This is a genomic window from Xanthomonas hawaiiensis, from assembly GCF_031834635.1.
GTDB classification, from domain to species: domain Bacteria; phylum Pseudomonadota; class Gammaproteobacteria; order Xanthomonadales; family Xanthomonadaceae; genus Xanthomonas_A; species Xanthomonas_A sacchari.
In genome coordinates this window covers 1,152,855-1,170,538 of record NZ_CP115873.1, presented here as the reverse complement: position 1 = coordinate 1,170,538, position 17,684 = coordinate 1,152,855, and the positions used below count along the sequence as shown (strand labels likewise).

At 69.7% G+C, this 17,684-nt stretch carries 15 protein-coding genes; 5 read left to right on the top strand and 10 right to left on the bottom strand.

Annotated features, from left to right (window positions below; genetic code table 11):
- Positions 1-56: 56 nt before the first annotated feature.
- From PG878_RS05195 to hflK, 3 genes are all read right to left on the bottom strand, one after another.
- Positions 57-242: a DUF2065 domain-containing protein gene (locus tag PG878_RS05195; protein ID WP_209029427.1), complete on the bottom strand. Its 186-nt coding sequence runs from the start codon at positions 240-242 to the stop codon at positions 57-59.
- A gap of 172 nt (positions 243-414) precedes the next feature.
- The gene (gene hflC / locus PG878_RS05190) at positions 415-1,281 is read right to left on the bottom strand and encodes a protease modulator HflC (RefSeq protein WP_209029426.1); all 867 of its coding nucleotides are present in this window, start codon (positions 1,279-1,281) and stop codon (positions 415-417) included.
- The gene (hflK, locus tag PG878_RS05185) at positions 1,278-2,420 is read right to left on the bottom strand and encodes an FtsH protease activity modulator HflK (protein ID WP_209029425.1); all 1,143 of its coding nucleotides are present in this window, start codon (positions 2,418-2,420) and stop codon (positions 1,278-1,280) included. Before hflK ends, hflC begins: the two co-directional genes overlap by 4 nt.
- 141 nt (positions 2,421-2,561) lie before the next feature.
- Here hflK and PG878_RS05180 point away from each other — a divergent pair, with 141 nt between their 5' ends.
- The 3 genes from PG878_RS05180 (at position 2,562) to PG878_RS05170 (ending at position 5,326) form a co-directional block, all read left to right on the top strand.
- Positions 2,562-3,566 carry an acrylyl-CoA reductase family protein gene (locus tag PG878_RS05180; RefSeq protein WP_209029424.1) on the top strand — a complete coding sequence of 335 codons (1,005 nt, stop codon included), beginning with the start codon at positions 2,562-2,564 and terminating at the stop codon, positions 3,564-3,566.
- Positions 3,567-3,648: 82 nt separating this feature from the next.
- Positions 3,649-4,026, top strand: coding sequence for a twitching motility response regulator PilH (pilH, locus tag PG878_RS05175; RefSeq protein WP_010340114.1), 378 nt, complete (start codon positions 3,649-3,651; stop codon positions 4,024-4,026).
- A 376-nt stretch (positions 4,027-4,402) separates the two neighbouring features.
- Positions 4,403-5,326 (top strand): IS110 family transposase, encoded by a 924-nt coding sequence (locus PG878_RS05170; protein ID WP_311163327.1) that lies wholly within the window; start codon positions 4,403-4,405, stop codon positions 5,324-5,326.
- A gap of 363 nt (positions 5,327-5,689) precedes the next feature.
- Here PG878_RS05170 and PG878_RS05165 read toward each other — a convergent pair whose 3' ends face one another.
- Positions 5,690-6,574, bottom strand: coding sequence for a DnaJ C-terminal domain-containing protein (locus PG878_RS05165; protein ID WP_209032046.1), 885 nt, complete (start codon positions 6,572-6,574; stop codon positions 5,690-5,692).
- A 135-nt stretch (positions 6,575-6,709) separates the two neighbouring features.
- The gene (locus PG878_RS05160; protein WP_010341349.1) at positions 6,710-7,177 is read right to left on the bottom strand and encodes an Hsp20/alpha crystallin family protein; all 468 of its coding nucleotides are present in this window, start codon (positions 7,175-7,177) and stop codon (positions 6,710-6,712) included.
- A 169-nt stretch (positions 7,178-7,346) separates the two neighbouring features.
- Between PG878_RS05160 and PG878_RS05155 the strand changes: the two genes are divergently transcribed.
- Together PG878_RS05155 and PG878_RS05150 are read left to right on the top strand one after the other, a co-directional pair.
- Positions 7,347-7,829, top strand: coding sequence for a peroxiredoxin (locus PG878_RS05155; protein ID WP_209032045.1), 483 nt, complete (start codon positions 7,347-7,349; stop codon positions 7,827-7,829).
- A gap of 37 nt (positions 7,830-7,866) precedes the next feature.
- Positions 7,867-8,451 carry a ferritin-like domain-containing protein gene (locus PG878_RS05150; protein WP_209032044.1) on the top strand — a complete coding sequence of 195 codons (585 nt, stop codon included), beginning with the start codon at positions 7,867-7,869 and terminating at the stop codon, positions 8,449-8,451.
- Between the two features lie 562 nt (positions 8,452-9,013).
- Here PG878_RS05150 and pbpC read toward each other — a convergent pair.
- From pbpC to PG878_RS05125, 5 genes are all read right to left on the bottom strand, one after another.
- Positions 9,014-11,407: a penicillin-binding protein 1C gene (gene pbpC, locus PG878_RS05145; RefSeq protein WP_209032043.1), complete on the bottom strand. Its 2,394-nt coding sequence runs from the start codon at positions 11,405-11,407 to the stop codon at positions 9,014-9,016.
- 301 nt (positions 11,408-11,708) lie between these two features.
- Entirely contained in the window at positions 11,709-12,197 is a 489-nt protein-coding gene (locus PG878_RS05140; protein ID WP_209032058.1) for a sensor histidine kinase, read from the bottom strand.
- Between the two features lie 799 nt (positions 12,198-12,996).
- Positions 12,997-14,391, bottom strand: coding sequence for a sigma-54-dependent transcriptional regulator (locus tag PG878_RS05135; RefSeq protein ID WP_209032042.1), 1,395 nt, complete (start codon positions 14,389-14,391; stop codon positions 12,997-12,999).
- A gap of 81 nt (positions 14,392-14,472) precedes the next feature.
- The gene (locus tag PG878_RS05130) at positions 14,473-16,914 is read right to left on the bottom strand and encodes an ADOP family duplicated permease (protein WP_209032041.1); all 2,442 of its coding nucleotides are present in this window, start codon (positions 16,912-16,914) and stop codon (positions 14,473-14,475) included.
- Positions 16,911-17,681: an ABC transporter ATP-binding protein gene (locus tag PG878_RS05125; protein WP_209032040.1), complete on the bottom strand. Its 771-nt coding sequence runs from the start codon at positions 17,679-17,681 to the stop codon at positions 16,911-16,913. Before PG878_RS05125 ends, PG878_RS05130 begins: the two co-directional genes overlap by 4 nt.
- Between the last annotated feature and the right edge of the window lie 3 nt (positions 17,682-17,684).

The following is a 17,684-nucleotide window of genomic DNA, read 5'->3' as shown; positions in this document are numbered from 1 at the left end:
CACCCCTTCCCCTGCCGCGTTCAGCGATCCGCCCGACGGCAGCGATCAGGCTGCGGTCAGGCGCGCACCCACCACAGCGCCAGCAGGCCCATGCCGACGGCAATGGCGCCGGCCCCGCGCAGCTGCCGCGTCGGCATGCTCGAGATCTGCTGCACCATGCGGCGCCACGCCTCCGGCGCGGCGAACAGCAGCAGGCCTTCCAGGATCACCATCAGGCAGACCGCGGCGATGAGATCGTGCATGGCGGTCTCCGATGACGCTGGGCCGCAGCCCGAGGGTGCAGGTAGGAGCGGCTTCAGCCGCGACCGGGCATTCCCAGTAACGCGTGTCGCGGCTGAAGCCGCTCCTACAACTGCATGGCGACCGGGAACCCGCTCTTGCGAATCCCCAGTCCCCATTCCCCAATCCCGCCCCTCAGCGCTCGCTCTTGAGGTACTGCAGGAACGGATCGTTCTTGTCGAGCACGATCACGCCGTTGCCGTCGGCCATGCCGCCGCGGTAGGCCTCCAGGCTGCGGTAGAAGGCGTAGAACGACGGGTCGGCGGAGCCGGCCTTGCCGTACACGCTGGCGGCCTCGGCATCGCCTTCGCCGCGCAGCTTCTGCGCGTCGCGCTCAGCCTCGGCGACCAGCACGGTGCTCTCGCGGTCGGCCTGGGCGCGGATGGTCAGCGCCTGCTCCTCGCCCTCGGCGCGCAGCTTCGCCGCTTCCTGCTTGCGCTGCGCGCGCATGCGCTCGTACACGTCGTTGATCACTTGGCTGTCGGTCGGCAGGTCGATCTGTTTGATGCGCAGGTCGACGATCTGCATGCCCAGGGTCTTGCTCGCCGCGTTGATCGCCACCAGTTGCTTGGCGATCAGCTCGCTGCGGTCGCCGGACACCAGCTGCTGCAGGGTGCGCGAGTTGATCTGGTTGCGCAGCGAGTCGGTGATGATCGGCGCCAGCAGGCTGTTGGCCACCTTCTCGTCGCCGCCCTGGGTGGCGCGGAAGAAGGCGCGCACGTCAGAGATGTAGCCGATGGCGAAGAAGCTGACGCTGACGTCCTTCTGCTCGGCGGTGAAATAGCGCGCCGGGTTGGTGTCGATCACCTGGAAGCGGCGGTCGAACATGCGCACCGACTCGACCAGCGGCACCTTGAAGTGCAGGCCCGGCTTGAGGTCGGCACGCACCACGCGGCCCAGGTTCAGCACCATCGCCGCCTTGTCCTCGGGCACCACGAACACCGAGCTGAGCAGCGCGAACAGCGCGACGACGGCAATGCCCGCCCACAATGACAGTTTCATCGCTGGATCTCCTCACGGCCGGTCGGGCGCGGCGTGCGCTCCGGGTTGCGGACACTTTCGGCCGACGTGCTGTTCAGGGCCGGCAGCAACACTTCCTGCGGCAACGTCGGCAGCGACGTGGTAGGCGTCGGCGGGGTCGCCGCCGCCGGCGCCTTGCTGTCGGCCGGCATCGGCACGTAGATCAGCTGGCGGCCGTCGCCGCCGATGACCTTGCGGTTCTCCGCCAGCACCTGCTGGATCGTCTCCAGCCACAGCCGCTTGCGGGTGACGTCCGGCGCGTTCTGGTACTGCTGCTGCAGCAGGGTGAAACGCTCGGCGTCGCCCTGCGCGCGGGCGATCGCCGCTTCCTTGTAGCCTTCGGCCACGGTGCGGGTGCGTGCCGCCTGGCCGCGCGCCTCCGGCACCACCTTGGCGGCGTAGGCCTGGGCCTCGTTGATCAGCCGCTCCTTGACCTGCTGGGCGCCGTTGACCTCGTCGAAGGCCGACTTCACTTCCTCCGGCGGACGCGCGTCGGGCAGGGTCAGGCCGGTCACGATCAGGCCGGTGTGATAGGCCTTGAGCGCGGCCTGCAGGCGCTCGCGCGCGGCCACCGCCATCGGCCCGCGGTTGTTGAGCACCGTGTTGAGATCCGAGCGGCCGATCTGCTCGCGCACCGCGCTCTGCGCGGCCTGCTCCAGCACCAGGTCGGCGTTGCGCGCACCGAACACGTAGGTGCGCGGATCCTCGACCCGGTACTGCACGTTGAGCGAGACGTTGACGATGTTCTCGTCGCCGGTCAGCACCGGCAACTGGCTGTCGAAGGTCTTGATGCGAGTGGCGTCGACCTTGCGCACGGTCTCGATCGGCCACGGCAGCTTGAAGTTCGGGCCGGGCTGCAGGATCCGCGAGAACTGGCCGAAGCGCAGCACCACACCGCGCTGCTGCTCGCCGATCAACTGGAAGCTGCTGAACAGCAGCACCAGCACCACCGCGCCCAGGATCCAGCGGCCGATGCCGCCGCCGTCGCCGAACAGGTCCTTCAACGGACCGGGCAACCCACCCCACTTGCCTCCCCCATTGCCGCCACGCGGTGGCCAGGGACCGCGCCCGTGATTGTCCGGGCCGTCTCCGCCCTTGCCGCCAGGTGTGTTCCAGGCCATGCATGCTCCAAGAAGGAAGGTGGCGCCGCGTCGGTCACGCGCCGGTCACCGGAAATGAGTCGCCGATTCTACAAGATGGGGCAGACCCGCCGTTTCGAAAGGGTATCTTGGTGCATTCCTGCGTGCCGACCAAGGTGTTCCATGTCCGTTCCCGCCCAGTTCTCCGCCTTCCGCATCCATCAGGACGCCAGCGGCTACCACGCCGGCCTCGTCCCGCTGTCCCTGGACCAGCTCAGCGAGGGCGAGGTGGTGATCCGGGCGGCGTGGTCCTCGGTGAACTTCAAGGACGCGCTGGCCGGCACCGGCCAGGGCAAGATCCTGCGCCGCTTCCCGCTGGTCGGCGGCATCGACGTGGCCGGGCACGTGGTCGCCTCCAGCGACCCGGCGTTCAAGGAAGGCGATGCGGTGCTGGTCACCGGCTGCGGCCTCAGCGAGACCCGCGACGGCGGCTACAGCGAATACGTGCGCCTGGAGTCCAGGTGGGTGGTGCCGCTGCCGGCCGGCCTGAGCCTGCGCGAGAGCATGGTGCTGGGCACCGCCGGCTTCACCGCGGCGCTGGCGCTGCTGCGCCTGCTCGACAACCGCCAGACCCCGGCGCTCGGCCCGCTGTGCGTGACCGGCGCCACCGGCGGGGTCGGCTCGCTGGCGATCGACCTCTTCAGCCGCGCCGGCTTCGAGGTGCATGCGGTCAGCGGCAAGGCCGACCGCGCCGAGCAGCTCAAGGCCTGGGGCGCCACCCAGGTGCTCGGTCGCGAGGCTTTGCAGACCAGCCGGCCGCTGGAGTCGGTGCGCTTCGGCGGCGGCCTGGACAACGTGGGCGGGGCGATGCTGACCAGCCTGCTGGCGCAGACGGCGCCGTACGGCAACGTCGCCAGCGCCGGCCTGGCCGCGACCGCGGAGCTGGACATGACGGTGATGCCCTTCATCCTGCGCGGGGTATCGCTGCTGGGCATCGGCTCGGCCGGCACCGCCCGCGACCTGCGCGACCGCATCTGGCAGCACCTGGGCAGCGACTGGAAGCCGCGCCACCTGGAGACGATCTGCACCCGCGAAGTGGACTTGGCCGGCCTGCCGGAGGTGTTCGCCACGATGCTGGCCGGGCAGTCGTTCGGGCGCACCGTGGTGCGGCTGGATCCAGGCGCGTAGCCACGCCGACGCTTTGTGACACGCAACGCTTTCCGCCTTCGCGCCGCTGCCTCTACACTCGGAACCTCCTAGGGGGAACTACATGGCACGCATTCTGATCGTCGACGATTCGCCGTCGCAGTTGCTGGGCATCCAGCGCATCGTGGAAAAGCTGGGGCACGAAACGATCACCGCCACCGACGGCGCCGCCGGCGTGGAGGCGGCCAAGGCGGCCTTGCCGGACCTGGTGCTGATGGACGTGGTGATGCCCAACCTCAACGGCTTCCAGGCCACCCGCACCCTGCGCCGCGAGCCGACCACGCAGAACATCCCGGTGATCCTGGTCACCACCAAGGACCAGGACACCGACCGCATGTGGGGCATGCGCCAGGGCGCCCGCGCCTACATCACCAAGCCGTTCTCCGAGGACGAGCTGTACGAGGTGATCGAGCGCGTGTTCAGCGGCGAGGATGCGCCGTAGAAGCCGGGAATCGGGATTGGGGAGTGGGGATTCGTAAGGGCGGGTTTCCGGGCGGCGTTTGAGCGCGCGGGGTAAGGCCGCGTTGCAATCGGCGCCCCTTGTAGGAGCGGCTTCAGCCGCGACAGACGTTACCGGTGACGCCTGTCGCGGCTGAAGCCGCTTGTGTCAAATGAGGGTCTATCGTTGTGGGTGAGAGCGGAGTGCGGCAGGCCGTTTAGCCGTAGTGCCAGCAAGCACGAGTAGGAGTCAGCGCCGCCGCACCCCGTATCTCCTGCCTCATCAGCCCGAACAGTTGCCCGAGTCGCGAGCTCGAACTCCACAAGCATGGGCGTCGGCAGGAGTGCTCTCGTGCCTGAGTCTACTGTGGAGAACGTCTATGCGGCGCTATGTCGGGATCGATGTATCCAAGGCCGAACTGGTCATTCATGTCCTGCCGGACGAGCAGACCTGGACCCAAGCCAATACGCCACAGGGGCAGCGTGCGCTGGCCCAACGCCTGGCCGAGCTGGGCTGCGAGCGGATCGTGCTGGAAGCCAGTGGCGGCTACGAACATGCCGTGCTGCAGGTGCTCCGAGAGGCGGACCTGCCGGCAGTGCGGATGGCCGCTGATCGTCCGCGCAAGCTAGCCCAGGCCTTGGGCCTGCATGCCAAAACCGATGTCCTGGACGCGCGCCTGCTGGCCATCGCCGCCCAGCACATCCCGACCACCCCCACGCCCGTGGTGCCCGGGCACCAGCAGTCTCTTCGCGAACTGCTGGACCTGCGTGCCACCCTGGTGGGCCAGCGCGATGCCCATCGGCGGCGCCTGGAGCACATCACCCGCCCTGAGGTGCAACGCCACTGCCGAGAGGTGATCGCCCTGCTGAACCAGCAGATCCAGACGTTGACGCAGGAGATCGGGCAGCAGGGCAAGACCTGCTCGAGCCTCCCTAAGGTGCCTGGGCTCGGCACGATCCTGCGCGCGGTTCTGGCCGCGCGGTTGCCAGAGCTGGGCACGCTGCCGCCACGCAAGCTCGCTGCCCTGGTCGGGCTGGCCCCGTTCAATCACGACAGCGGCTGCTGGAAAGGCCAACGCCGCATCAAAGGCGGACGTGCCGACGTGCGGCGCGTGCTGTACATGGCCACCTGGGCCAGCATCCGCGCCAAATCCCCCTTGGCCAACACTTACGCGCGCCTGCGCGCAGGCGGCAAACCGGCCAAGGTCGCCATCGTCGCCTGCATGCACAAGTTCCTGCGCTGGCTCAACGCCATCGCGCGCGATCAGGCCCAGTACGCTCCTCCTGCCATCGCAGGTGCATGACAGTTGACTCCTACGACAAGCCGGGCAATGCATGGAACCAAACGAAGAGCCGGTGGCGTCTCTTGTGAGAGGGGCTTCAGCCCCGACGCTTCAAAGGTTGAGGCGTCGGGGCTGAGGCCCCTCCCACGGAAAAGCACCACAGCTGCAGATTTGCGAAACGCGCAAGCTTGTCGGCGATGCCGCTGCGGCCCTGCGCCGCAGCGGCTCTAGCGCAGTCACGCTTGCAGGCGCATGACGAGCCGGGCCGCGCAAGCGGGTACGGCCGCTTTATCGGGCCGGCATGGCGGCCGAAGCCGACCCCACAACGCCACAGCGCGAGGGAGCCCGCTTTTGCGAATCCCCACTCCCCACTCCCGCCTCACCTCATACGGCCTCGCCAAACGCCTTGGCCAACCCGCGATACGCCTTGCGCTGCGCTTCGGTTTCCGGCGCGGGCGCCAGCACTTCCAGTTCGACGATCTGGTCGCCCGGCGGGGTGCCGGGCAGGCCGCGGCCGCGCAGGCGCAGCTTGCGGCCGGCATCCGATTCCGGGGGAATCTTCAGTTCCACCGCCCCGCCCAGGGTCGGCACGCTGATGCTGGTGCCCAGCGCCGCCTGCCAGGGCGTCACCTGCAGGGTGTAAAGGATGTTGCGGCCGTCCACCTCGAACTGCGGATGCGCGGCGTACTCGATCTCCAGCAGCAGGTTGCTGCCACCGTTGCCCTGCCCGCTCAGCCGGATCACCTGGCCGGGACGCACGCCCTTGGGCACGCGCACATCCAACTGCTTGCCGTTGATGGTGATGCGCACACTGTCGCCGGCGTACACCGCCTCCAGCGGCACCGCCAGCTTGGCGCGGGTGTCGCCGCGCGGCGCGCCCGGCCCCGGGCCTGCGCCGGCGCCCTGGCGGGCGCGCTGCTGGCGGGCGAACAGGCTCTCGAAGAAATCGCTGAAGCCGCCACCGGCGCCGCCATTGCCGAACACTTCCTCGAAATCGAAGCCCTGCGCGCCACCGTAGTTGGGCGGCGCGTGGAACTCCTCGCCCGGGCGGTAGCCCTGCGCGCGCAACTGGTCGTAAGCGGCGCGCTTGGGCGGGTCGCGCAAGGCCTCGTAGGCCTCGTTGACGGCCTTGAACTTCTCTTCGGCCCCAGGCTCCTTGCTGACGTCGGGATGGTACTTGCGCGCCAGCCGCCGGTACGCGGTCTTGATCTCGGCATCGCCGGCGCTGGGTTCCACGCCCAGGGTCGCGTAGTAATCCTTGAATTCCATCCATCACCTCAAAAAGAGTCGGCCCGCCGCCTTGCGGCAACGGGCCGGTTGCATGCATCGCGCCATCGCCCGGCCATTCTACGGCCGGCGGCGAGGGCGCGGCGTCGCGAGCGCGACGCCGCTGCGAGCGGGCGCTCACTGCACGATCGTGGCCCCGGTATCGACCTGGATGCGGCGCGGCGTGCTCGCCGGACGCTTGGGGATGCGCACTTCCAGCACGCCATGGTAGCCGGTGGCGGAAATGCCATCCGGATCCGCGCTGTCGGGCAGCGCGAAGCGGCGGTGGAAGCTGCCGTAGCGGCGCTCGATGCGCGAGAAGCGCTCGGTATCGGCCGCCGATTCGCTCTTGCGCTCGCCCTTGATCGAGAGGATGCCCTTGTCCATCGACACCTCGATCTCCGACGGGTCGATGCCCGGCAGGTCGGCGTACAGCACGAAGCGCTCCGGCTCCTCCTTGATGTCCACGCGCGGCACCCACTGCGCGGTGACGACGGCCGATTCGTCGGTGCCGCCGTTGGGGTCGAAGAAGCGGTCGAACACCTGCTTGATCTCGTTCTGGAATGCGGCCTGGGCCGGCCACTGGCGATAACGGACGATGCTCATCGTGGTCTCCTGAAACGTGAATGAGGTACACCCCCGAGGGGACGGTTCGCGGCGGCGGGACCAGCCCGTCGTCCATGCCCGTCAGATAGGCCTGCCGCGGCGCTTTTCAAGGCGTTGACGCCACCTTCCCATTTCCGTTTCTAGACTCGGTTCATCCAAGGAGCCCGACATGCCCATCCAGACCGGCGAACGCATTCCCGAAGTGGTGCTGCAGCGCATCCGCGACGGCATCGAAGCCGTGGACACGCGCACCCTGTTCGATGGCCGCCGCGTGCTGCTGTTCGCGGTGCCCGGCGCCTTCACCCCGACCTGTTCGGAGAAGCACCTGCCCGGCTACGTCGAACACTTCGAGGCGTTCCGCAAACGCGGCATCGACGTGTACTGCATGGCAGTGAACGACCCGTTCGTGATGCAGGCCTGGGGCAAGAGCCAACTGGTGCCGGACGGCCTGCAGATGCTGTCCGACGGCAATGGCGATTTCGCCAAGGCGCTGGGCCTGGAACTGGATGCCAGCAGCTACGGCATGGGCGTGCGGGCGCGCCGTTTCGCGCTGTACGCCGACGACGGCGTGGTGCGTGCGCTGTTCGTCGAAGCGCCGGGCGAGTTCAAGGTCTCCGCCGCCGACTACGTCCTGCAGCATCTTCCCGACTGATTCCCTTCCCCTTACCCACCACAGGAAACGGCCAGCCATGTCCAACAAGCCAGCCTCCCCGAAGACAGATGCCAAGCCGCTGCAGCACACCGCCGGCCTGACCGACACCGCCACGCTGCGCGCCAATGCCCGCCAGAGCATCGAGGACGGCGCGATCACCAAGAGCTACAGCGCCGACCGCGAGGCGGTGATCAAGATGCTCAACGACGCGCTGGCCACCGAGTACGTGTGCGTGCTGCGCTACTACCGCCATTACTTCATGGCCGCGGGCATGCTCGCCGATGCGGTCAAGGCCGAGTTCCTGGAGCACGCGCAGCAGGAGCAGTCGCATGCGCACAAGCTCGCCGAGCGCATCGTGCAGTTGGGCGGCGAACCGGACCTCAATCCGGACACGCTGACCGCGCGCTCGCACGCCGAGTACAAGGAAGGCGAGGATCTGCGCGACATGGTCAAGGAGAATCTGATCGCCGAGCGCATCGCCATCGACAGCTACCGCGAGATGATCAATTTCGTCGGAGACAAGGACACCACCACAAAGCGCATCCTGGAAGACATCCTGGCCCAGGAAGAAGAGCACGCCGACGAGTTCTCGGACATGCTGGAAGGCTGGATCGGCAAGTAAACCGGTTCCGCGTTACGCCCCCTCGTAGGAGCGGCTTTCAGCCGCGACAGGCCTTCCCGATGGAGCCTGTCGCGGCTGAAGCCGCTCCTATTGTCCTTCTGGTCTGACACACATGGTTGAAGCAACTGCAGAGGCTTTCGCCTTGCGGCGAGTCACTTTTCTTTGCTTGTGCAAAGAAAAGTAACCAAAAGAAAGCACACCCTGCCTCGCGCCCTCCGCGCTACGCGCTCCGGGTCCGCGTCCATCCCGGGGATCCGCGGAAGGGGCATCCTGCCCCTGCCGCGGACGGCGCACATCCATGTGCGCCGCCCTTCGGGTGTTTCCCCGCGATGGCCGCCGCTTCGGAAGGGAACCCGGCAAGTCAAAAGCAAGAGCAACAGCAACAGCCAAAGCCAACGCCAAGCGACCGCAACTCTCGCAGGGACTCACGCTTGTTGGTGTCCGGGAGCGATTGTGGGAGGGACTTCAGTCCCGACTGCTTCAGACGTCAAATCGTCCGCCTACTCTGGTCGTGGTGTTTGCATGACTATTGGCTTCTACGAAGGCGCGCGCGCCACGCTGCTCAGCGCAACACCCGGAACCGGACCTGGGTCCAGGCCCCGTTGCTGGCCAGCGCGGTCAGGGTGTGGTCGCCGGCGTCGGCGAAGTCGCGCTGGAAGGTGCGTGCGCCCTCGGTGCGGGCGATCCAGCGGCCGTCCAGCAGCCAGTCCACCGGCGTGCTCGTGCCCAGTGCGCGCACCTGCAGGCGCACGCTGGCACTGCCCGGCGCACGCGCGAGGGTGGCGCGGTCGTTGATGCCTTCGATGCGCAGCACGTCGCTGCGGCCGCGGCCGTCGTCGCGGCAGTCCGGCGACAGCGCCGGCAGTTGCCCGGCCTGGCGCTCGCTGGCGTGCAGCCACGGGGTCAGCAGCGCCGGCCAGCGCGCCAGGTCGCGGGTGACCGCCGCGTGCGGTTGCGCGCAGTCCGGCGACAGGCGCAGGCCGCTGTGCGCGTCCACCTGCACGGTCTCGCGGCCGGCGCTCCATAGCCGCGCGTCGCGCTCGGCGAAGGTGGGCGGCACCGCGCCGTCCAGCGCGTAGGCGGAGAAGCGCCGTTGGCACAAGGCCGGCGGGGTCTGCTCGGCGGCGATGCCCAGCGGCCAGCACACGTCCACCTGCTGCACCGTCGCCGGCATCGGCCGCGGTGCGTTGTCGCCGCGCAGGCGCGGCAAGCTGTCGATGGTCTCGAACATCAGCGGCAAGGCGGTCACCGCGCCGTACTGGCCGGGCAGCGGCGTGCCGTCGGGGCGGCCGACCCAGACGCCGACGGTGTAGCGGCGGGTGCTGCCGATCGCCCAGGCATCGCGGTAGCCGTAGCTGGTGCCGGTCTTCCAGGCCACGCGCGGGCGGGCGCCGACATCGAAGGTGCCGACGCCGTAGCCCGGACGCGGATTGGCCTCGAGCATCTCGCGTACGATCCAGGCCGCGCCCGGCGACATCAGGCGCCGCTCGATGCGCTTATCCGAGGCGCTGTAGCGCACGTGGCCGGCGATGCCGTCGCGGTTGAGCGCGGCGAAGGCGCCGACCAGTTCCTCGAGTTTGGCGCCGGTGCCGCCGAGGATCAGCGCCAGGTTGGGCGTGCTGCCGCGCGGGAACTTCAGGCCGATGCCGGCGTTGCTCAGGCGCGCGGCGAAGCGGGCCGGGCCGACCCGGTCGAGCAGGTCCACCGCCGGCACGTTGAGCGACAGGCGCAGCGAGCTGGCCGCGCCGATCGGGCCGTTGAAGGCTTCGTCGAAATTGCCCGGGCGGTAGTCGCCGAAACTCTGCGGCGCATCGACCAGCAGGCTTTCGGAGTGGATCAGGCCGTCGTCCAGGGCCATGCCGTACAGGAACGGCTTGAGCGTGGAACCGGGCGAGCGCCAGGCCTGCACCATGTCCACGTCGCCGAGCCGGCGGCGGTCGCCGAACTGCACCGAGCCGATGTAGGCGCGCGCCTCCAGGTCGTGGTTGTCCACCACCAGCAAGGCCGCGGAAGTGCGCTCGGGCAGCTGCGAGAAGTAGGCGCTGACCCGGTCCTCCAGCGTGCGCTGCAGGTCGGCGTCGAGGGTGGAGACGATGTGCGCGGCATGCGGGCGCTGCTGGCGCAGACGCTCGGCCAGCAGCGCGGCGTGCAGGGGCGTCTGCAGCGAGCGCGCCACCACCGGTTCGATGCGTGCGTCGTCGACCTGCGCGCGCGGCCATACGTGCAGTGCGACCATGCGTTCGAGCACCTTGTCGCGCGCCGCGCGCGCCGCCTCCGGATGCCGGTCCGGACGCAGCCGGCTCGGCGCCTGCGGCAGCACCGCCAGCAACGCCGCCTCGGCCTGCGACAGGCGCGCGGCCGGCTTGCCCAGGTAGGCCCAGCTCGCCGCCTCCACGCCCTCGATGGTGCCGCCGTAGGGCGCGCGCTCCAGGTACAGCTGCAGGATCTGCCGCTTGCTCAGGTGCGCTTCCAACTGCAGCGCGCGCAGCGCCTGCTGGGCCTTGCCCCACGGCGTGCGTGTGCTGACCTCGGGCGGCATCAGGATGCGCGCCACCTGCATGGTCAGGGTGGAGCCGCCGGAGACGATGTGGCGCGAGAACAGCCACTGCTTGGCCGCGCGCAGCAGCGCCCAGGGATTGACCCCGGGGTGCTGCCAGAACCAGCGGTCCTCGTAGTTCAGCAGCGCCTGCAGGTACAGCGGCGAGACGCTGTCCGGCGTGGCCGGATAACGCCAGACGCCGTTGCTGTCGGCAAAGGCACGCAGCGGCGTACCGTCGGCGGCCACCACCAGGGTCGAGGTGTCGCGCGATTTCGGCAGCGGCAGCGGAAACGCCAGGTCCAGCAACAGCAAGGTCGACAGCAGCGCCACCGTGCCCCAGCGCAGCCACGGCAGCAGGCGCGTCCAGCGCCGGGGGCGCCGCGCGACGTGCGGGGCGGCGGTGTCGTCCAGTGGCATGCGGGCTCCCGATGGAAGCGGCCATTTTGCCTGTTGCGGCGGCGGCGCGGCGAGCGGGATCGCCCCGGCGCGTACGGCGTCCTCGGCCATACGCGGGCCGGCATACCGCCACCAGGTCGCGGTTGCCGCGACACGATGGAACGCGCTGGTGTTTTGTAGAAGCGGCTTCAGCCGCGACGGGCGTTATCGGGAACGCCCGTCGCGGCTGAAGCCGCTCCTACAACGGCATGGAGCCTCCCGGCGGCGCGCAATGCCGGCACGTGGCGCAAGGGGTGGACCCGCCGAAGATCCCCACCCCACCCTACGCCAGCGGCAGGCGCAGCGTCGCCACGCTGCCGGGCGCATCGGTGCGGGCCTCCAGGTGCAGGCTGCCGCCCTGCGCTTCGAGGATCTGCCGCGACAGCACCAGGCCGATGCCCGAACCGCCGGGCTTGGTGGTGAAGAACGGCACGAACAGGTTGTCGCTGGGCGGCAGGCCGGCACCGCCGTCGCGTACCTCGATCAGCACACCGGCGCCCTCGCCGCGCGCGCGCAGCGTCACCGGCGCGCTGCCGCCGGCTTCCAGGGCGTTGCGCAGCAGATTGATCAGCACCTGCTCCAACTGATCGGCGTCGGCGCGCGCGTGCAGCGCCGGTGCGATCTCCACCTGGATCCGCGCATCGTCCAGCAGCCGCTGCACGCGCGCGCACAGCGGCGCCAGCGCCACGGGCGCCGGGACCGGCGCGGGCAACCTGGCCAGCCGCGCGTAGCCGCCCAGGAAGCGCTGCAGCGCCGCGCTGCGCTGTTCGATCACGCCCAGTCCGTTGTGCAGATCGGCCTGCAAGTCGGCGTCGAGTGCCTGCGGCGCGGCCGCCAGCAGCCGCGCGAGGGTGTCGGCGATCGAGGCGATCGGCGTCAGCGAGTTGTTGATCTCGTGGCTGAGCACGCGCAGCAGGCGGCGGAAGGCCTGCGCCTCCTCCTCGCGCAGCGCGCGCTCCATCGGCTGCACCAGCAGCAGCCGCCCGGCCTGGCTGCGGCTGCGCAGGGCGGCGTGGCCGATCTGCCAGCGCCCCTGCTGCCCGGCGAACGCATGCGCCTGGATGCTGCCCGAGGGCACGTCGAACAGGCCGGCGAGTCCCAACGCCTGCGCGGATTGCCCGATCGCCTGCTGGGCGGCGACGCCGAGCAGGCGCTCGCCGGCCGGATTGATCAGGCGCAGGCGCTGGTCCTGTTCGAAGGCGAACACCGCCCCGTCCAGCGCCGCCAGGGTCTTGCTCAGCAGTTGCAGGCTTTCGTGCGAATCGCGCTGTTCGTCCTGCAGGCGTTGCGCCAGGGCGTTGAACCGCGCCAGCAGGCCGTCGGCATCGCGCGCGTCCTGCGCCGCACGCACGCTGTAGTCGCCCTCGCGCAGCGCGTCGAGCAGGCCGCCGAGGGTGCGCAGACGCTGCCCGGCGTCGCGCTGCTGCCAGCGCCACAGCGCCGCAGTCAGCAGCAGCACGCACAGTAGCAACAGCAACGCTTCGGGCCACCGCGGCGCGCCGGCGGCGAGCACCAGCACCAAGGCCAGCGAAGCGGGCGCCACCAGCCACAGCGGCCGGAAGCGCTGTCGCTCAGCCGGCGTCATCGCTGCGCAGCCCGTGCTTGCCCAGGCGCCGGTATAGGCTCTGCCGGGTGATGCCGAGCTGGTCGGCGGTGCGCTGCAGATTGCCTTGGTGCTGCGCCAGCGCCTGCTTCAGCAGCAGCGCCTCGGCTTCTTCCAGGGTGAGTTGCGTCGACAGCGCCGGCGCCGCGTTCGTCGCCGGCTGCAGGCGCAGGTCGTCGCTGCCCAGGGTGCTGCCGTCGGCGAGCAGCGCCGCACGCTCCATCACGTGCGCCAGCTCGCGCACGTTGCCGGGCCAGGCGTAGCCCAGCAGCGCGCGCTCGGCGTCGCGCGCCAGCGTCGGCAGCGGCCGCCGGTAGCGGGTGCAGGCGGCGGCCAGGTAATGCCGCGCCAGCGGCAGGATGTCGGCAGCGCGCTCGCGCAGCGGCGGCACGCGCACCTGGAAGGTATTGAGCCGGTACAGCAGATCCTGGCGGAAGCGCCCCGCCGCCACGTCCGCCTCCAGGTCGGCATTGGTCGCCGAAACGATGCGCACGTCTACCCGCTGCGTGCGCGAGGAGCCGAGCCGCTCGAACTCGCCGTCCTCGATCGCGCGCAGCAGCTTGGGCTGCTGCTGCAGCGGCAGGTTGCCGATCTCGTCCAGGAACAGGGTGCCGCCGTCGGCCAGTTCGAAACGGCCGGCACGATCCTGGCGCGCGTCGGTGTAGGCGCCGCGGACGTGACCGAACAGTTCGGCTTCGAACAGGGTGGGCGCCAGGCCACCGATGTTGACCTTGACGAAGGCCTGCGCGCGGCGCGGCGACCACTGGTGCAGCAACTGCGCCAGCAGACTCTTGCCGGTGCCGTTCTCGCCCAGCAGCAGCACGTTGGCGCTGCTGCCGGCGATACGCGACAGATCCTCGACCAGGCGCTGCATCGATGCCGATTCGGCGACGAAGCCGGCGGCACTTTCCTGCAGCAGCAGCGCCTGCGCCTCGCCCAGCCGTTGCGCGGCGCGGCGGCTGCGGTCCAGCGCGATGCGGCTCTCCAGCACCGCCAGCACGCGCGCGTTCTGCCAGGGCTTTTCGATGAAATCCACCGCGCCCTCGCGCATCGCCGCCACCGCCAGCTCGATGCTGGCCCAGGCGGTCATCGCGATCACCGGCAGCCCCGGCCATTGCGCGGCGATCTGCGCGATCAGCGCCAGGCCCTCGGCGCCGGAGGTGGTGTCGCGCGCATAGTTCATGTCCACCAGCACCGCGGCGAAGTCGTCGCCGCGCAGGCAGGCCAGCGCAAGTTCCGGCGACTCGGCGCCGACCATGCCGTAGCCGGCGCTCTTGAGCAGCATGCGCAAGGCTTCGCGGACGTCGGCCTGGTCGTCGACGACGAGGATGCTCGGCAAGGGCGGTGTGCGGAAGTCGATCATGGCGCAGAGTCTAGCGGCCGGGCGCGGCGAGCAGGCGCGACGACCATCGTCGAGCGCCTTCGTATGGGGACGCGACGCGGATCATTCGGCGCGCAAGGCCTGCATCGGCGGCACCCGCGCCGCGCGCCGCGCCGGCGCCAGCGCGGCGAGCAGGCCGGCCGCGGCCAGCACCAGCAGGACCGCGCCGATCGCCAGAGGGTCGGCCACGCGCACGTCGAACAAGTACCGCTGCAGCAGCCGCGACAGCGCCATCGCCAGGCCCAGGCCCAGCAGCAGGCCCACGCCGATCTGCACGCCGGCCTCGCCCAGCACCTGTCGCCGCAACCGCGCCGGGGGTGCGCCGAGCGCGGCGCGCACGCCGAACTCGTGCTGGCGCGCGGCCACCGCCACCGCCATCACCGCGTACAGCCCGACCGCGGCCAGCAGCAGCGCCAGCCCAGCGAACAGCCCGACCAGCAGCAGGTTGAGCTTCTGTTCGCCGGTGGTGCTGGCGACCAGCGCCTGCATCGGCTGCAGATCGGCGATCGGCTGCTGCGGCGCCACTTCGTCGATCGCCGCACGCAGCGCACGCTCGTCGGCACCCAGTGCGCCGGCCCGCAGATGCACCGCGTAGGTCAGCGCGCCGAAACCGCGGATGATCTGCCACATCGGCTCGCTCATCTGCGCCAGCGGCTGGTACACCGTCGGCTCCGGCGGCTCGGCCGGGCTGGTGTGGCGCACGTCGCCGACCACGCCGACCACGCGCATCGACAAGCGCTGGTTGCCGCCGTCGTCGGGCACAGTGATGCTCTTGCCGAGTGCCTGTCCTTGCAGGTAGCGCGCGGCGAAGCTGGCGCTGACCACGCAGATCCGTTCCGCCCCGGCCACGTCGTTGTCAGCGATGCCGCGTCCGGCTAGCAAAGGAACGCGGAACACGTCCAGGAATTGCGGCGTGGCCAGCCGGTACTGGGTATCGACGGAGGGTGCACCGTTGACCTCCACGCTCCAGCTCAGCCGCGTCGCCGTCGGCGGATTGGTCGACACTCCCACGCGCTCGATGCCCGGCACCTGCTGCAACCGCGCGATGATACGCCGGGTCTGCTCCACCGCATCGGCGGCGGTCGCATAGCGCTCCTTCACCGGCGCCAGAGTGAACACCACCGCAGAGCGAGTCTCGAAGCCCATCGGCACCTCCGCCAGCTTCTGCAGGGTGCGGGTGAACAGGGCCGCGCCGATCAGCAGCACCACGGCGATCGCCACCTGCGCGATCACCAAGCTGCGGCCGAGGCGGCCGGCCTGCAGGCTCCAGCCACCGCGCCCACCGCCGGCCAGTTCCACCACCAGGTTGCGGCGGCGACCGCGGACGATGCCCAGCGCTGCGGCCAACAGCGCCGTCGCGCCACCGGCGAGCAGCGCGAACAGCGCACTGGCCCCGGTCAGGTGTGCGGCCTCGCCGCGCATCCACATCAGCGGCACCCAGCCGCCGAGCAGGCGCAGGCCCAACCAGGCCAGCGCCAGCCCGGCCAGGCTGCCGAGCGCGCCGATCAGCACGCCTTCGGCCAGCGCCGGCAGGCTCAACCGCAGCCACGAAGCGCCCAGCGCGGCGCGTACCGCGCTGTCGTGGCTACGCCCGAGCGCGCGCAGCAGCATCAGGCTGGTCAGGTTGATCGCGGCGATCAGCAGCACGCAGGCGGCCGCGGCGAAGAACAGCCATAGCGTGTTGCCGCTGTTGGAGTCGTACAGGCTGCCCTGCAATGGCAGCGCATTGGGCGGCCGCTGCTGCAGCGACTCCCACCACGAAGCGTCCATGTGCGGGCTGTTGCGCAGCAGCGCCTTGAGCACCGCTGCGGTCTGCGCGGAGGCCTCGGCAACGCTGACCCCAGGGCGCAAACGCGCCAATATGATCTCGTTGGTGGATAGGTTGGTCGCCGTCAGGTCCGGTTGCATGTTGCGCATAATGTCGAACGGTTCGGCCCAGGGAAACTCCGCCGGCAGCACGCCGACGATCTGCACCGGCTTGCCTTCCACCTGCAGGGTACGCCCCACCGCCGTCGGATCGCCGCCGAAATAGCGCTGCCAGAAGCGATGGCTGAGGATCACCGCCTGCGGCCCACCGGGCTGGCTTTCCTCATCGCTGAAGTTACGCCCCACCGCCATCGGCAAGCCAAGCGTGCGCAGGACGCCTGCATCTGCGCTGATCGATGCGACCACCTCGCTGGCGTCATCGCGAGCGATGTTGGTGGGCACTGGGAACGCGCGCAGAATGCCGATCGACTGAAGGCTCGACATGCGTTGTAGCACCGGATAGTAACCCGGCGCAGCGACGTTACTGCCTGGGTCGCTGGACAGGCCGAGAGTGACAAGCCGCTCCGGCTGTGGAAACGGCAATGGTTTCAGCAAGGCCTGGTCGAGCAACGCGAACACCGCGGTGGTGGTGGCTACGCCTAGCGCCAGGGTCAGCACCGCCAGCAGCAGATAGCCTGGCTTGCGTGCCAACGCGCGCCAGGATTGCCGGGTCTCGACCCAATGGATGGCGGCACTCATCGTGCCGGCCCCGCGGCGCGCACTGGCAACGCTACATCCTGCTCGTGGCGCAGCCGCTCGAAGGTATCCTCGTCGACGATGCGGCCGTCGAGCATGTGCACGATGCGCTGCGCGCGCCGCGCGAACGCCGGGTCGTGGGTGACCATGCACAAGGTGGTGCCGTTGTCGTGCAGTTGTTCGAGCAACTGCATCACCGCCTCGCCGTTGCGGCTGTCCAGGTTGCCGGTAGGCTCGTCGGCGAGCAGGATCGCCGGGTTTCCGGCCAGTGCGCGCGCCACAGCAACGCGTTGCTGCTGGCCGCCGGACAACTGCCCCGGATAGTGCTTGTGGCGATGCTGCATGCCGACCAGTTCCAGCACCTCGCGCACGCGCTGGCGGATCTGGCCGCGCTGGGCGCCCTCGCGGTAGGTCAGCGGCAGCGCCACGTTTTCTTCCACGGTAAGGTCGGCGATCAGGTTGAAGGCCTGGAAGATGAAGCCGATCTCGGCGTTGCGGATGCGCGCGCGGCCGACGGTGTCCAGTTCGGCGACGCTGCGGCCGTTGAGCCGGTAGGTGCCGCCACTAGGTGCATCGAGCAGGCCCAGGATCGATAGCAGGGTCGACTTGCCACAGCCGGACGGGCCGGTGATGGCGATGAAATCGCCAGGCGCCACGTCCAGTGCTATCTCGGCCAGGGCATGGGTCTCTACTTCCTCCGTATGGAAGACCTTGGTGAGCCCGTGCAGGTGGATCAGTGGCGTGGCGGAAGGTGACTGAACTGTGGTCATACG

What these genes read in the sequence shown, in the direction of transcription:
- PG878_RS05195 (WP_209029427.1), bottom strand. Translation starts at nt 242, where the DNA reads ATGCACGATCTCATCGCCGCGGTCTGCCTGATGGTGATCCTGGAAGGC.
- hflC (WP_209029426.1), bottom strand. Translation starts at nt 1,281, where the DNA reads ATGAAACTGTCATTGTGGGCGGGCATTGCCGTCGTCGCGCTGTTCGCG.
- hflK (WP_209029425.1), bottom strand. Translation starts at nt 2,420, where the DNA reads ATGGCCTGGAACACACCTGGCGGCAAGGGCGGAGACGGCCCGGACAAT.
- PG878_RS05180 (WP_209029424.1), top strand. Translation starts at nt 2,562, where the DNA reads ATGTCCGTTCCCGCCCAGTTCTCCGCCTTCCGCATCCATCAGGACGCC.
- pilH (WP_010340114.1), top strand. Translation starts at nt 3,649, where the DNA reads ATGGCACGCATTCTGATCGTCGACGATTCGCCGTCGCAGTTGCTGGGC.
- PG878_RS05170 (WP_311163327.1), top strand. Translation starts at nt 4,403, where the DNA reads ATGCGGCGCTATGTCGGGATCGATGTATCCAAGGCCGAACTGGTCATT.
- PG878_RS05165 (WP_209032046.1), bottom strand. Translation starts at nt 6,574, where the DNA reads ATGGAATTCAAGGATTACTACGCGACCCTGGGCGTGGAACCCAGCGCC.
- PG878_RS05160 (WP_010341349.1), bottom strand. Translation starts at nt 7,177, where the DNA reads ATGAGCATCGTCCGTTATCGCCAGTGGCCGGCCCAGGCCGCATTCCAG.
- PG878_RS05155 (WP_209032045.1), top strand. Translation starts at nt 7,347, where the DNA reads ATGCCCATCCAGACCGGCGAACGCATTCCCGAAGTGGTGCTGCAGCGC.
- PG878_RS05150 (WP_209032044.1), top strand. Translation starts at nt 7,867, where the DNA reads ATGTCCAACAAGCCAGCCTCCCCGAAGACAGATGCCAAGCCGCTGCAG.
- pbpC (WP_209032043.1), bottom strand. Translation starts at nt 11,407, where the DNA reads ATGCCACTGGACGACACCGCCGCCCCGCACGTCGCGCGGCGCCCCCGG.
- PG878_RS05135 (WP_209032042.1), bottom strand. Translation starts at nt 14,391, where the DNA reads ATGATCGACTTCCGCACACCGCCCTTGCCGAGCATCCTCGTCGTCGAC.
- PG878_RS05130 (WP_209032041.1), bottom strand. Translation starts at nt 16,914, where the DNA reads ATGAGTGCCGCCATCCATTGGGTCGAGACCCGGCAATCCTGGCGCGCG.
- PG878_RS05125 (WP_209032040.1), bottom strand. Translation starts at nt 17,681, where the DNA reads ATGACCACAGTTCAGTCACCTTCCGCCACGCCACTGATCCACCTGCAC.